At 63.9% G+C, this 14728-nt stretch carries 14 protein-coding genes; 7 read left to right on the forward strand and 7 right to left on the reverse strand.

What is annotated here, in order from left to right:
* Nucleotides 1-6: 6 nt before the first annotated feature.
* Nucleotides 7-1359, reverse strand: coding sequence for a transposase (locus tag ACVWYQ_RS28675; protein WP_456725395.1), 1353 nt, complete (start codon nt 1357-1359; stop codon nt 7-9).
* Between the two features lie 384 nt (nt 1360-1743).
* On the opposite strand from ACVWYQ_RS28675, the gene ACVWYQ_RS28680 reads away from it, so the two are divergent.
* Nucleotides 1744-1935 (forward strand): hypothetical protein, encoded by a 192-nt coding sequence (locus tag ACVWYQ_RS28680; protein ID WP_157283751.1) that lies wholly within the window; start codon nt 1744-1746, stop codon nt 1933-1935.
* A gap of 466 nt (nt 1936-2401) precedes the next feature.
* On the opposite strand, the gene rnk is transcribed toward ACVWYQ_RS28680, so the two are convergent.
* The 6 genes from rnk to ACVWYQ_RS28710 all read right to left on the reverse strand — a co-directional run bounded on the left by rnk (nt 2402) and on the right by ACVWYQ_RS28710 (nt 9758).
* Complete coding sequence (rnk, locus tag ACVWYQ_RS28685; RefSeq protein ID WP_404545950.1) at nt 2402-2815, reverse strand: nucleoside diphosphate kinase regulator; 414 nt, start codon at nt 2813-2815, stop codon at nt 2402-2404.
* A 16-nt stretch (nt 2816-2831) separates the two neighbouring features.
* Nucleotides 2832-3317, reverse strand: coding sequence for a GreA/GreB family elongation factor (locus ACVWYQ_RS28690; protein WP_404545952.1), 486 nt, complete (start codon nt 3315-3317; stop codon nt 2832-2834).
* Between the two features lie 356 nt (nt 3318-3673).
* A complete protein-coding gene (locus ACVWYQ_RS28695; RefSeq protein ID WP_404545953.1) occupies nt 3674-4663 on the reverse strand; it encodes an ABC transporter substrate-binding protein in 990 nt (329 codons plus the stop codon).
* A 377-nt stretch (nt 4664-5040) separates the two neighbouring features.
* Complete coding sequence (locus tag ACVWYQ_RS28700) at nt 5041-6177, reverse strand: DSD1 family PLP-dependent enzyme (protein WP_456726598.1); 1137 nt, start codon at nt 6175-6177, stop codon at nt 5041-5043.
* A 257-nt stretch (nt 6178-6434) separates the two neighbouring features.
* Nucleotides 6435-7859 carry a methyl-accepting chemotaxis protein gene (locus tag ACVWYQ_RS28705; protein WP_456726599.1) on the reverse strand — a complete coding sequence of 475 codons (1425 nt, stop codon included), beginning with the start codon at nt 7857-7859 and terminating at the stop codon, nt 6435-6437.
* Nucleotides 7860-8009: 150 nt separating this feature from the next.
* Entirely contained in the window at nt 8010-9758 is a 1749-nt protein-coding gene (locus tag ACVWYQ_RS28710) for a methyl-accepting chemotaxis protein (RefSeq protein WP_456726600.1), read from the reverse strand.
* Between the two features lie 219 nt (nt 9759-9977).
* Between ACVWYQ_RS28710 and ACVWYQ_RS28715 the strand changes: the two genes are divergently transcribed.
* The 6 genes from ACVWYQ_RS28715 (at nt 9978) to ybgC (ending at nt 14718) form a co-directional block, all read left to right on the forward strand.
* Entirely contained in the window at nt 9978-10730 is a 753-nt protein-coding gene (locus ACVWYQ_RS28715; RefSeq protein ID WP_456726601.1) for a YebC/PmpR family DNA-binding transcriptional regulator, read from the forward strand.
* Between the two features lie 79 nt (nt 10731-10809).
* Nucleotides 10810-11337 carry a crossover junction endodeoxyribonuclease RuvC gene (gene ruvC / locus ACVWYQ_RS28720; protein ID WP_275498008.1) on the forward strand — a complete coding sequence of 176 codons (528 nt, stop codon included), beginning with the start codon at nt 10810-10812 and terminating at the stop codon, nt 11335-11337.
* Between the two features lie 142 nt (nt 11338-11479).
* Nucleotides 11480-12097 (forward strand): Holliday junction branch migration protein RuvA, encoded by a 618-nt coding sequence (gene ruvA, locus ACVWYQ_RS28725; protein ID WP_271542887.1) that lies wholly within the window; start codon nt 11480-11482, stop codon nt 12095-12097.
* 20 nt (nt 12098-12117) lie between these two features.
* The gene (gene ruvB, locus ACVWYQ_RS28730) at nt 12118-13152 is read left to right on the forward strand and encodes a Holliday junction branch migration DNA helicase RuvB (protein WP_157283837.1); all 1035 of its coding nucleotides are present in this window, start codon (nt 12118-12120) and stop codon (nt 13150-13152) included.
* 127 nt (nt 13153-13279) lie between these two features.
* Nucleotides 13280-14200: a metallophosphoesterase gene (locus ACVWYQ_RS28735; RefSeq protein ID WP_456726602.1), complete on the forward strand. Its 921-nt coding sequence runs from the start codon at nt 13280-13282 to the stop codon at nt 14198-14200.
* Nucleotides 14201-14268: 68 nt separating this feature from the next.
* Nucleotides 14269-14718 (forward strand): tol-pal system-associated acyl-CoA thioesterase, encoded by a 450-nt coding sequence (gene ybgC / locus ACVWYQ_RS28740; RefSeq protein ID WP_156447009.1) that lies wholly within the window; start codon nt 14269-14271, stop codon nt 14716-14718.
* Nucleotides 14719-14728: the final 10 nt, after the last annotated feature.

Below are 14728 nucleotides of genomic sequence, written 5' to 3' on the forward strand. Positions count from 1 at the left end.
TCGACCCTATGCGAGCCTCGCGATGGGCATCGGGATGAGCTTGGCCATCTTTCGAAGGTTCTGGGCGGTGGCCGCGAGGATGAACTCATCGCGCGCGCCGTTCGGGCCTCGTAAACGCAAACGGTCGAGCTTGAGGATGCGCTTGAGGTGGGCGAACAACATCTCGATTTTCTTGCGAAGCCGGCGCGAGGTGCCTCCCTCCCACGATTTGGCGATCTGGCGCGCCATGTCGCGAGCGCCTTCGTAGATGGAGCGCGGCACCCTCCGTGATGCCTGCTTGGGGCAACACCGAGCCTTCAATGCGCATCGATCACAATCGCGCTTGCTGGCGAGGTAAAGCATGGTGGCACCATCATTCACCAACGTTCCGGTGGTGGTAAGAACTTTGCCACCAGGGCAACGATAGATGTCGCCAGCATGGTCATAGGTGAAGTCGTCGCGCGAGAAGATACCGTCTGTGCGGGCGGACTTATCGAAGACTGTAACGTGCGGTTCGATGCCGTGCTCATAGACCAGCCAAGCGAGCATCTCGGCCGAGCCATAGCCGCTGTCACCGAGTAGCCGGCTCGGATAGAGATCAAACCGCTCCAGCGATCGTTCAATCATGCGCTTGGCGGCCAATACCTCCGCCTGCCGGATCGCCGTCGTTGCCTCAACATCGACGATGATCGCGTTCTCGACGTCGACCAGGTAGTTCGTCGAATAAGCGAAAAACGCTTGGCCACCGTGCGCCCCCGTCCAGCGCGCCGCCGGGTCGGAGGGCGATACGAACTTCGGGGTAACCTCGGTCGCCGCTCCGAACGCGGCATCATCGAGGACAGCCAGATACTCATCGATTGCTCGGCCGGCAGCCTCCGGCGGAAGTCCCTTATCGCCTTCGATGCCCTTCTGCCGATTGGCATCGGCCTTGATTAGGCTCGCATCAACCGCAAATCCCTCACCGCCGACCAGTCGTTCCTCGATGCAGCGGCGCAGCACGCTCTCGAACACGCGACGGAAGAGGTCGCTCTGCCGGAAGCGGCCATGCCTGTTCTTGGAGAAGGTCGAATGATCCGGCACCGCCCCATCCAGACCGAGCCGGCAGAACCACCGGTAGGCCAAATTGAGGTGAACCTCATCGCACAGGCGCCGCTCCGACCGGATGCCGAAGCAGTAGCCGATCAGGAGCATCCGGATCATCAGCTCGGGATCGATCGAAGGTCGGCCGATGCTACTGTAGAAAGGTGCCAGCTCCCGCCTGATCTCTTGCAGGTCGACGAACCTGTCGACCGATCTCAAAAGATGGTCGGAGGGAATATGCTTCTCGAGCGAGAACTCATAGAACAACGCAGCCTGCTCGACTTGCTGATGCCCCATCATGATCTTCAGTCCTGCCAATTAGACAGACTGAATCACTGCTATCCTTGAGTCGCAACTGCCGCGTTTTTCAACAAAATCGGCCAAAAACGGAAATCACATTCTTCGCCCAATCGTCCACTGCGGTGCGCTGCACTAGTCTCGCGGCTTCTTGAAAATGAAGTCTAACGTTGACGAAGCGTCTTGCTTGCTCTTCCAGTCAGCAAGTTTTTCCTCTTCCGCGTGCAATTGACGATACAGTTTGGACATCCTACCAAATATCGAGCGAAGTGTCGTGTCGCTCGTGGTCTGCGAAATTTGAGCACACCGCTCGGCCATGTCGAGATTTTCGTTCATGAACACTGCCTCTACGCTTCCGCTAGAGCCGACCGATCGATACAGTTAGAAATGACCAACCTTGATCTGCCTGTCGAGAGCTTTGTCATCGAGCGTCTGGTCGAGGGCGGCTGGCGGGTTAGTGAGCGTCGCCCCGACCGCGAGGACATTCCTGTTGCGGACTTCGTGTCCCTTCGTGACGCCGAAGAATGGGTGAACTGGAAGCAGGGCGTTCCGAAGCTCAACCCTTATGCCGTTGAATAGGCCAAGAGGAGCGACTTCGGGTTTAGGTCAAAATGCGAAGAACTCAACCCGAGCAAATCTGGTCCGCCATGCTTCACCCTCAACGAGGGGGGCTGCTACTTCGCTGATGGGCCTTTGGACTAAACCGCTCGCGCTCTGGGTTGATTAAATGTGTGGTTGTCGCTGCACTTCATGAGTCCGGTTGTGGCCTGTGGCTGACGTTAGCCTCGTCGGCCAATGGTCAGCACACATCGCCGACTGAGATAGTGAAGTCGCGCTGGGTCACGTTGTCCGATCGCGTGGTTGAGCAGTCCCCGCGGTTGGGGTGCCCCAGCTCCAACATAGGCCCAGAGGGGCCGCCCCCAGAGGTTGGACCTTCAAGCCTTGAACAAAGTCGCAACATAGAACACGCCAGCCAAAACGATGCTGGTACCGATCACCGTGAAGGCGGCCTGTCTGGTTGAGAGCGCGCATGTCAACGCCTCCTCTAGTTGGACACGCCTAGCACCGTCAACGACCGCTTGTTGTGCCCCGGCGTTTGGAACTCAATGGTTTGGCCAACCGTCAGGCCGATCAACGCAGCTCCGACCGGCGTAAGAACTGAGACGCGCTTTAGCGTTATGTCTGCTTCGTGTGGATAAACCAATACCACGTCCCGGACCTCACCCGTCTTGTCATCGCAGTACCGGACCTTCGAGCCCATGCGGACTACGCCGGGAAGATCGGAATTGTCCGCCACCACGTTTGCACGCTCTATCTCCTGCGCAAGGAAATGGGCCACGCGCGGGAAGAGCACCGCGCTCGAACTGGCCAGAGCGTTGAGACGCCGCGCCTCATCCTCCATCACTGTGATGGGCGGCAACACGATTTCAGGTTTGCCTTTGCGATTGGTCTTGCTCATTACCTTCTCTCCTTTCCTAAGCGGCTGATGGTCCTGGATCGCCGTCATCAAAGAGCTTCTTGCCCTTGACCTCTCGATTGCTAAACAGAACCCTGACAACATCGTTCGGATCACCTCGGCTGACACGTTCGACCTTGACAACGTTGGTGCGCCCAACGGTGAAGAAGGGGATTTCGCTTCCGACCTTCAGCCCGACCAACGCTGCGCCCAACGGCGACATCACGGGGATTTGGGTTCGCTCGGACGTGTAGTCTTCGGGGTACACCAGTTGCCTTGTCTCGCGTGGGAAGCCCCAGGTGGTCCAGAACGTCACCCACGAACCCATGGTGACGATGCTGTCCAATCTGGCTGCGCGATCAGGGACGACTTCCGCACGGTTGAGTTCACTCAACAGAAAACGTGCGTCCACGTCGCCTTGATCTGCGCCCGCCTGCGCGAGCCGTTGCAAGCGATGATGATCAGACGCTGGAAGAGTGACGTTTGGGAAAAAGGGGGTGTTCACGACATGCCTCCTTGCTTGGGCTTCCCTCGCGGGAGCGCCACACACCAAATCTTTGATGAAGGAAGGGGTAATCCGGACGGCAGCAACTACCGTCCGGCTAAGCTCCTGCTTGGAGCCGTCCGGCGTGCAAGCAACGCCGCGCAATGCGCGGATCGATGTCGAGGACGTGGATCATGTCGCGACCATCATAGGATCTTCCGCTGTCCCCGTAACGCGACTAAAGAGCACACACGTAGCAAGAGAGCTAAAAGGATTGTCAACGTTCCGGATGGGGTCACGAGCGGCCCTCAGCGGGTCGAGACCGAATGTCTGCAACGGGCCAGCAACGGGCGCATGCACCACAGCAACCTACGCCGTCATTCGATCACTTCGTCGGCGCGGGCGAGCAGCGATGGCGCCATGGTCAGCCCGAGCGCCTTGGCAGCGCTGAGATTGACAATAAACTCGAACTTGGTTGGCTGTTGAACTGGAAGATCCGCAGGCTTGGTGCCCTTCAGGATCTTGTCTACGTAGGTCGCAGCGCGCCGGGACAAATCCGATAGGCTCGCGCCATAGGCGATGAGGCCTCCAGCCTCCACAAATTCCCGAACGCCGTGGATGGCAGGCAAGCGATTTCCCGCTGCGAAGTCTACAATCTGTTTTCGATAACCAACGGTGAGTGGGTCTTCGACCGTAATCAGGCCCTCTGGACGTCGGACTTTGGCAGCCTCGAATGCTGTATCAAAATCATCGAGACTGCGCACCTCAAGCGATTGGAGCGTAATTTGCAATGTCCGGGCGGCACGGTCCGTCTCTCTGAACACATCCGCCGCATAGGGATTGGCAGCATTCCACAGGATGGCCGCTCTGGAGACGTCGGGCAGAAGCTCCTTGAGTAGCTCCAACCGCTTCCCGCCCAAATCCGGAGCCATTAGGCTCAAACCTGTGACATTGCCGCCTGGGTGCGCCAAACTCCGAACAAGCCCGCTCCCGAGTGGATCGCCAGCAGGCGCCGTGACAATGGGGATCGTCGAGGTGGCTTGCTTGGCGGCGAGTGATGCCAATGTTCCGTTTGCAACGATGACATCGACCTTGAGATGCACCAGCTCTGTGGCCATGCCGGGTAGCCGATCCGAATGACCTTCTGCGAATCGGTACTCGAAGGCAATATTCGTCCCTTCCATCCAGCCCAACTCACGGAGGGCTTCAGCGAAAGCTCGTTCGAGTCCGACGCCACCCTGCGCAGCTGCGGCGCCCGCGTTGAAATAACCAATACGGTATAACTTGCCCACCGGCTGCGCTCCGGCACTGAGCGGCCAAGCAAGTGCAACGCCGCCAATGAATTTAACAAATTGCCGCCGCCGCATGGCTGTCTCCCGGACCAGGAGAACGTTAGTCCCAATTTCAATTATCGCACTGAACGGGGTTCGGGGATAGCGTCAGCCGCGGTCGGCGCGAGATGGCTGATGTCTCAAACGGGTCATTTGCAGTCGTTCCCAGCCGGGCAAGCCACGTCTGCTCGTCCCTTGGAAACGGGCAGTCCCGAATGATGAGTGTACGCCTTGGCCCGCAATTGCGAACGAGGGGCCAGAACCATGACTCCGAGCGCGAGCGCGCAGTTGTTTTGCGAAGCTTGTCACTCCGCGTTTTCGCCAAACCAATGCTGCGGCGCATGGGTCTTGGATCTGTGCTTCGCTTGTCCGTGGCAATGGCGGAGATCGGCGCGCGCAATCACGCGTCAATCTCAGGTGATCGCGCCCCGCGCCGCGACTGGCCAAAGTGCCTCCACGCGGGCATCCGGCGTGTTGAAGCCGCGCACGCCGACATACCAGTCGTAGAGATTGACGGTTGGGTCGCAATGGCCGGGGATCAGCGTCACCTTGTCGCCGATCGCCAGTCGCGACGAAGCGCTGTCGAAATCGAGCAGGCCATGCTCGTCGGAGGGCCGATGATAGCGCAGGTCGGGCCGGCCGAGCACGACCGGAAATCCGCTGTCGTTCGACAGGGCCTTGTGGCCCGCATCGATGACGGCGCGTTCGCCGGCGCCGGTGCTCATCACGGTCGCGATCACGAACAGCGCATGCTCGAACGGATTGGCGTTGCGCGTCCCGTCGGCGAGGTTCTTGGCGTAGTCGGCGTCCATGAAGATATAGGAGCCCGCCTGCAATTCGTTCCAGATGCCGCTCGCGCCTTCGAGCTCGAACGTGCCGGTTCCTGCACCTCCAATCGTCCGGCACTGAAAGCCCGCGTCCTTGAGCACGCGCAATGTTTCCGAGGTCGCATCGGCGGCGCTCGCGATGGCAGCGCGCCGCTCCTCCGGCGTGCGCAAATGCTGGGCAGAGCCGTGATAGGCCTGCAAGCCGCCGAACGACAGGAAGCGCGAACCCGCCACCTGCCGCGCCAGGGTGGCCGCCGCCGGCCCCGGCCTGACGCCGCAGCGACCGGCACCGACGTCGATTTCGACCAGGACTTCGATTTGCGATCCTGCCCGCTCCGCGGCGTGCGACAGTTGCTCGACCATGATCGCATCGTCCACGCAAACGCTGATGCGTGCGTGGCGCGCGAGGCCTGCGAGACGTTCCAGCTTCCGCGGGCCCACCACCTCATTGCTGACGAGCACGTCGCTCACCCCACCCGCAACCAGGATGTCGGCCTCGGCGACCTTCTGGCAGCACATGCCGATTGCGCCGCGCGCGATCTGCTTGGCCGCAATGATCGGCGACTTGTGGGTCTTCGCATGCGGACGCAGGCGAACGCCGAGCTTGCCGACCCGTGCCGCCATCGTATCGAGATTGCGCTCGAAGGCGTCGAGGTCGATGATCAGCGCCGGTGTGTCAATCTCGGAAAACGGCGCGCCGATTTGGGCAGGTGGACAGGACATCAAAAAACCAGCTTGCTGTGTTCGGGTTCGAATGCGCGGCGGCACTTCTACGGCAACGTCGGCCGCCGCACCAGTGCAGGCGCGGGGCGAACCGAATGCCTTCCAATTTTCGGAATATTAGCATTCTACCCCTGTTTTGCCCGACGGGTCAACGCGCGCAACGGCCTGCCGGCGCAAGCCATTGATTTCGCACACCCCGGCTACTGTGCATGGGGTTGTTTTCGAGTTTTTGTTTTGAAGATGCCGGAGCGTCCTCGTCAGCCCTGGCGAAAGCCCATCCGGAAAGCGCCCCAGTGCTTGCCGCGGATCATGATCGGCGAGGACAGGTCCTTCATCAGCACGAACTGCCCGCCGCCCATGTCGCGGCGGTAGGTCTGCAGCAGGAAGGGTTTTGTATTGGCCGCCACCTTCTTCACCGCGCGGTCGGTGAACAGGCGGCGGTTGCGGCAATTGGCGTTGTTCCAGACCGGGTCCTTGCCCTGCGGCAGGCGGTAGTTCGGATTGTGGGTCGGAAGGTAGCCGCCCCGCGCCCAGGCGACGCAGAACACGATGCGCGGATCGGAGTTCTGGATCGGGTCCTGGATCGCGGGCAGCACGCGGTCGGTGAACGCGACGTAGTTGGTCAGGTACTGCTTCGGATCGGTGCCTGATATCTCGCGGTAGGTCTCGTCCATGAGCTGGTCGAGCGTGATCTCGCCGCGGTCGATCGCGGCTTCGAACTCCGCCGAGATCCGCTTCGCGGTGTCGACGACGATGCGGATCAGCGGCGCGTCCGACGTCTCCACGCCGCTGTCGGCGATCAGCGCGATCAGGCCTTCCGAGGTGTCGAGCAGCTTCGCCACCCGATCGTCGGCGCTCCTGAGGTCGCGCGAGGAGAGGTCTACGCCCTTGGCGAGCTCGTTGAGCTCGCTGATCACGGTGTCGCAGTGGCCGAGGTTGGAGGTCGCCGCGCGGGCGACGCCGTCGATCTCGGCTTCGACCGAGGCGAAGCCCTGCTGGACCCGCGAGATGATGCCGGAGATCGCTTGCGCGCCTTCGCCGGCGGTCTTGGCGCGCTGCGAGGCGTCGCTGCTCTCGCCGATCAGGCCTTCGATCTGGCCGTCGAGATCGCGCACCGTGTCGGAGATCTCGTGCGTCGCCTGGCGGGTGGCTTCGGCGAGGCTCTTGACCTCGCTCGCGACCACCGCGAAGCCGCGGCCGGAGGTGCCGGCGCGCGCCGCCTCGATGGTGGCGTTGAGCGCGAGCAGATTGGTCTGCTTGGCGATCGCCTCGATCGAGCCGGAGACCTTCGCCACCTGCGCCAGCGCCGCGCCGACGGCGGACAGGCGCGCCTCGATCCGCTCCACCGCGGCGACGAGTTCGGAGATGTGGCTGACCGCGGTGTCGACGGCGCCGCGCGACTGCGCGATCTCGCCGACCGCGGCCGACGTCGTGGTTTGCACCGCCTGCGAGGCGTTGGCGATGTCGTGGTTGGTCGAGACCATCGTCTCGGCCGTCTTCTGCAGATGGTGAAACCGTTCCGACTGGCTCGCGACGCGGTTGGCGACGTCCTGGACGTTGCCGGCGATGTCGGCGAGCTCGACGCCGAGACCGCCGATGCGGTCGGCGAGCTGGTCGATCAGGCGTTCGGCGAGCGTCCGGTTGGATGCGGTGTCCAATACGGCAAGTTGTGCAGAGGACATGTACGGGCTCTCTCCAGTCGGAGCCGTTGATCGGCTCCTTGGCGGCATTCCGATTCCAGGTCCGACCTTAGAGGATGATTCGCGCCCGGCGTCTTGCCCAGGAGTGCAGGTGCGTGCAGGTGCGTGCAGGTGCGTGCACGCGTGGGGGCGCTACAGCTTGTAGGCCGTGCGGAAGCCGCCCCAGTGCCGGCCCTGCACGCGGATCGGGACGTCGATCTCGCGCATCATCACCGTGTTCCCGTTGCCCATGTCGCGCGCATAGCTCTGGACCAGGTACGATCGCAGGTTGCGCGCGGCAGCTAACCCCGCCGGATCGTTGAAGATGCGCCGGTTGCGGCTGTTGGCCGTGTTCCAGGCGACGTCGCCCGGCCGCTGCGGATGCGAATAGATCTTGTTGTGCACCGGCAAAAAGCCGTTGCGGTCGACCATGGCGCAGAACGCCATCCGCGACTCCCGCGCCAGGAAGGCCTCCTGGAACGGCGGCAGGGCGCGATCGGCCCAGTCGAGATATTTGGTGCGGTATTGCTGCGGATTGGTGCCGGCGATTTCCGCGTAGTCCGTGTCGAAGAGGTCGTCGAGCTTGACCTCGCCGCGCGCAACCGCCTGCTCGAATATCTGCGTCAGTGCATTGCCCGCCTCCATGGCACGGGTGACGAGCTCGGTGTTCTCCTCATGGATCGACCAGAGCTTGTCCTCGATCTTCTCGCTGAGCGCGGCGGTGGCGCCGACGAATTGCGCGCGGGCGCCGGCCTTGGATTGCTCGACCACGCGCAGGCGGCAGGCGCCGATGTCCTCCAGGCTGCCTTCGATCGTAGACTGCGCGGCGAGCCGGCTTGCGTCCGCGCCGCCGATCAGCACGCCCTCCATCGCGATTTCATAGACCGGCATCACGCCGCGCGCGGTCTCGAATTTGAGGTGGCAGGGCAGCCGCTCGGTCTTGCGGCGGTCATCGTGCTCGCTTTGGCGCAGCAGCACCGCGCAGCGCGATTTCAGCTTGCGGGCGAAGGTTGTGACGGCCTTGCCGGCGCTGGCGACGCTCTCGCCATGGGTCTCGGCGGCTTTGGTCGCCGCGTCGATCTCGGCCGCGCTCTCGCCGACCGAGATGATGAACTCCGAGGCGCTGGCGGCATTGCCGGAGACTTCGCTGGTTGTGGCATTCTGCTCGGCGACCGCGCCGTTGACGGTGTCGAACACCGGACGGATCGCCTCGATCGCCTGCGAGATGCGGTGCACCGCATCCGCCGAGCCGGCGGCGTCGCGCTGGAGCGCATCGATCTTCTTCGTGATCTCCTCGGTCGCGCTCTGGGTCTGCACCGCGAGCGCCTTGACCTCGGTGGCGACGACGGCAAAGCCTTTTCCGGCTGCGCCCGCGCGCGCGGCCTCGATCGTCGAGTTGAGCGCGAGCAGCGTGGTCTGCCGCGCGATCTGCGCGATCAGATTGACGACGTTGCCGATCGCGGCGGAGGATTCGCGCAGGCGGTCGACATTGGCGCGGGCTTCCTGGGCGGCGGCGCTGGCCTCGTCGGCGAGCTTGCCGGCCTCGCGGACCTGCGCGCCGATCCCTTGCGCGGACTGGGTGAACTTGTCGGCGGCATGGGCGAAGGTGGAGGCGGTGGATTGCGCCGCGTTGGTCCGGCCGGTCAGGGCGTCGGTGCGGTCGCGAATGGCGGCAAGGGTCGCCGCGGTCGCCTCGGCGCCGCCGGCCACCGAATTGGCGGCGCGCTCGAGCTGGCGGATCATGGCGCCGAGCTCGAGTTCCAGCAATTCCAGGATTTCCCGGGCCGAATCACTTTCGGCGGTCGGGGCGGGTGCGGCAGGGGCTGCCGGCTGCGCAGCCTCCGGGGCTGCCGCAGGCGCGGCCGTGTCCGGCAGACGCTTCCGAAATAGTCCGAACGCCATCGGGTCTCTCTTGTCGGGGAACGGTCGGGCACTATTTTCGCAGTCCGGAATGAAATCAGGGTTAACGGTGCCTGACATCTAGGCGGGCGCCATGGCGGCGGTTACCTTTACAGGGCTACCTCAGGACAAGCCGAGCCCTTTGATTCCGGTGGGTGGGCGGCCTATAAGGCCGCGCTTCCCGCATTTACCTTGACGCACGCTTCCATCAAGAGACCACGCATGGCCGGACATTCCCAATTCAAGAACATCATGCACCGCAAGGGGCGGCAGGATGCCCAGAAGTCGAAACTGTTCGGCAAGCTGGCGCGGGAAATCACCGTCGCTGCCAAGCTGGGCACCCCCGACCCCGCCATGAACCCGCGCCTGCGCGCCGCCGTGATCGCGGCGCGCCAGGAGAAAAAGAACATGCCGAAGGACAATATCGAGCGCGCCATCAAGAAGGCGCTTGGCAGCGACGGCGAGAACTATGACGAGATCCGCTACGAGGGCTACGGCCCCGGCGGCGTCGCGGTCATCGTCGAGGCGCTGACCGACAACCGCAACCGCGCCGCCTCTGACATCCGCTCCTTCTTCACCAAATCCGGCGGCAATCTCGGCGAAACCGGCTCAGTCTCCTTCATGTTCGACCGCACCGGCATCATCGAATACGACCGCAGCGTCGCCTCCGACGATGCGGTGCTGGATGCCGCGATCGAGGCCGGCGCCGACGACGTCGTCTCGGGCGAGAACGGTCACGAGATCTACGCTTCGACGGAAAGCTATCGCGATGTCGCCAAGGCGCTGGAAGCCAAGTTCGGCGAGCCGCGCAAGGCCGCGCTGATCTGGAAGCCGCAGAATACGGTTACCGTCGACGACGAGACCGGCGAGAAGCTCCTGAAGCTGATGGACTTGCTCAACGAGCACGACGACGTGCAGAACGTCTACGCCAATTTCGAGGTGTCGGACGCGCTTGTTGCGAAGATGGGCGGGTAGGGCTCGACGGCCCTACTTCCCTTGTTACTTCCGTTCTGTTTCTGTTTCCTCCAGGGCAGCCAGCCGCTATCACTGGCGCATGACTGCGCTCCCGATTCGTGGCCCCGTTCGCATCATCGGCATCGATCCCGGCCTGCGCCGCACCGGCTGGGGCGTGATCGAGGCCGAGGGCAATCGCTTGGCCTACGTCGCCTGCGGCTCGGTGGAACCGCCCGACGATTTGCCGCTGTCGAGCCGGCTGCTCGCGATCCATGAAGGGCTCGCTTCCGTCTTGTCCAATCACCAGCCGGTGGAAGCCGCGGTCGAGCAGACCTTCGTCAACAAGGACGGCGTCGCGACGCTGAAGCTCGGCCAGGCCCGCGGCGTTGCCATGCTGGCGCCCGCAATGTTCGGCATCTCTGTCGCCGAATACGCGCCGAACCAGGTCAAGAAGACCGTGGTCGGCGCCGGCCACGCCGACAAGCAACAGATCGCGATGATGCTGAAAATCTTGCTGCCGAAGGCCGAGCCGCCGTCCGCGGACGCAGCCGACGCGCTCGCCATCGCCATCACCCACGCCCATCATCGCCAGAGCACCGCTCTCAGGCTGAAGGTGGTGGGGATATGATTGGTCGTCACGCGTTCTCGCCGTCATGCCCGGGCTTGTCCCGGGCATCCACGTTCTTTCTTGTCGGCGTTGAAGGCGTGGATGGCCGGGTCAGGCCCGGCCATGACGATGGAGAAGTCTCTGCCGCGAATGAGGTCTTGATATGATCGGCAAGCTCAAGGGCTTGATCGATTCCTACGGCGAGGATTTCGTCATCCTCGACGTCGGCGGCGTCGGCTATCAGGTACATTGCTCCTCGCGCACCCTGCAGCATCTGCCTTCGCCGGGCGAGGCCGCCGTGCTGTCGATCGAGACTTATGTCCGCGAGGACCAGATCAAGCTGTTCGGCTTCCGCACCGATCAGGAGCGCGAATGGTTTCGCCTGCTCCAGACCGTGCAGGGCGTCGGCGCCAAGGTCGCGCTGGCCGTGCTCGGCACGCTGTCGCCAGCCGATCTCGCCAATGCGATTGCGCTGCGCGACAAGGCCGCGGTGGCGCGCACGCCGGGCGTCGGCCCCAAGGTCGCCGAGCGGATCGTCACCGAATTGAAGGACAAGGCGCCGGCCTTCGCCAGTGTCGATCCCGCCGTCGTGCATCTTGCCGGCGCCGTCGACGACCAGCGCGCGCCGCGCCCCGTCGCGGATGCGATCTCCGCCCTGGTCAATCTCGGCTACGGCCAGCCGCAGGCCGCCGCCGCGATTGCCTCGGCCTCGCGCAGTGCGGGTGAGGGCGCCGAGACGGCGCAGCTGATCCGGCTCGGGTTGAAGGAGCTCGCGAAGTGAGCGATCCCAAGGCCAGCCGCATGGTCTCGCCCGAGCGGCGCAGCGATGATGTCGGCGACACCGCGCTGCGGCCGCAATCGCTGTCCGACTTCGTCGGCCAGGCGCAGGCGCGCAAGAATCTCTCGATCTTCATCGAGGCGGCGCGCAAGCGCGGCGAGGCGCTGGATCACGTGCTGTTCGTCGGCCCGCCCGGCCTCGGCAAGACTACGCTGGCGCAGATCGTCGCAAAGGAGCTCGGCGTCGGCTTCCGCGCCACCTCGGGGCCTGTCATTGCCAAGGCCGGCGACCTCGCTGCGCTGCTGACCAATCTCGAAGAGCGCGACGTGCTCTTCATCGACGAGATCCATCGCCTCAGCCCCGCGGTGGAAGAGGTGCTCTATCCCGCGATGGAGGATTTTCAGCTCGACCTCATCATCGGCGAAGGACCGGCGGCGCGCTCGGTGAAGATCGAGCTGTCGAAATTCACCCTGGTGGGCGCCACCACGCGCGCCGGCCTTCTCACCAATCCCTTGCGCGACCGCTTTGGCATTCCGGTCCGGCTCAACTTCTACACGATCGAGGAGTTGGAGAGCATCGTCAGCCGCGGCGCGCGCGTGCTCAACGTCGGCATGAGCGCGGACGGCGCCAACGAGATCGCGCGCCGCGCCCGCGGCACCCCGCGCATCGCCGGCCGCCTGCTCCGCCGCGTGCGCGATTTCGCGTCCGCGGCCGATGCCGACAAGATCGACCGCAAGATTGCCGACCACGCGCTGAGCGCGCTCGAGGTCGATGCCGCGGGGCTGGACGCCATGGATCGACGCTATCTTTCGACCATCGCGCTCAACTATGGCGGCGGCCCGGTCGGCGTCGAGACCATGGCTGCGGCCTTGTCGGAGCCGCGCGATGCCATCGAGGACATCATCGAGCCCTATCTGATCCAGTGCGGCTATCTACAGCGCACGCCGCGCGGCCGCCTGCTGACCTCGCACGCCTTCCGCCATCTCGGCCTCGCCGAGCCCTCGCGCGATGCGGCGGCGCAGTTCGGCCTGTTCGGCACGGATGACAGCGACGAGTGATCTGCTGAACCGCGCCGTTCCGGCTTTGATGAATTTCCGTTAACCTCGTGCAGACGATCTGCACGAAAGCATCCCAATTCCGCTCCAATCGGATATCATCAAGACGCCGCATCATCATCGGGCTTCCATGATCACGCGTCGTCACCTCATCCGTTCCATCGGCGGCCTGTCCGCCCTCGGCGTCTCGACCGCCGCCTATGGCGTCGGTGTCGAGCCGGTGCTGCGCCTCCGCGTCACGCGCTATCATCCGATGCCGCGGCAGTGGCCGGCGGATTTTCCGCTGAAGATTGCCGCCATCGCCGACATCCATGCCTGCGACCCCTGGATGTCGCTGGAGCGCATCGAGGGCATCGTCGACCGGACCAATGCTCTCAACGCCGATCTCATCGTGCTGCTCGGCGACTACGTCGCCGGCCTTCACCACGTCACGCGCTTCATTCCGTCGAGCGAATGGGCAAGGGTGCTGGCGCGCCTGAAGGCGCCCCTCGGCGTCCATGCCGTCATGGGCAACCACGATTATTGGGACGACAGGACCGTGCAGCAGGCAGGGCAAGGGCCGACCATCGCGCATCGGGCGCTGGAGGCGGCCGGCATCCCCGTCTACGAGAATGATGCCGTCCGCCTCACCAAGGACGGACGTCCGTTCTGGCTTGCCGGCCTCGGCGATCAGCTCGCCTTCCTGCCGGCGCGGCGCTTCCGGAGCATGGCGCACTTCGGTGCCGACGATCTCAACGCCACGCTGGCCAAGATCACCGACGATGCACCGGTCATCCTGCTCGCGCACGAGCCCAATATCGCACCGCTCGTGCCCGCGCGCGTCGCACTGCAATTGTCCGGCCATACCCATGGCGGCCAGGTCCGCCTGCTCGGCTGGTCGCCGGCCGTCGCGCCCAAGAACGGCCTGCGGCTCGCCTATGGCCACTTCCGCCTGAAATGCGATCTCATCGTCTCCGGCGGCCTCGGTTGCAGCATCATGCCGCTCCGCTTCGGCGTGCCGCCTGAGATCGTCGAGGTGACGCTGGGAAGGTCCGGGGCGGTTGTGTCCTAACACGCTTGCGCGTCCGGCTGTTTTTGCGCACAACGAGCCGGTTACCGACCAGCGAAGAGGCTCCGGACGTGACAGCTCATCTCGACGGCGAGATCCGCGACGGCCGCCACCACATGCAGGTCCGCGTCTATTACGAGGACACGGATTTTTCCGGCATCGTCTATCATGCCAATTACCTGCGCTACATGGAGCGCGGACGCACCAATCATCTCAGGCTGATGGGCGCCGAGCAGCAGGTGCTGTTCGAGCAGGCCGAGACGGACGGCGCCGGCTTCGCCTTCGTGGTGCGCTCGATGCATCTGGACTTCCTGAAGCCCGCGCGAATGGACGACGTGCTCGACGTCGTGACCTGGCCGGTCGCGGTGAAGGGGGCGTCCATCATGCTGGCGCAGGAGGTGCGGCGCGGCGACGACGTGCTGGTGAAAGCCGAGGTCCGCGTTGCCTTCATCAGCGGCGGCCGCGCCCAGCCGATCCCGAAATCGATCCGCCAATTGATGAAGGCCGATCTGGTTTCGTGATCGCTCGATA

This window comes from Bradyrhizobium sp. USDA 3397 (genome assembly GCF_054060965.1).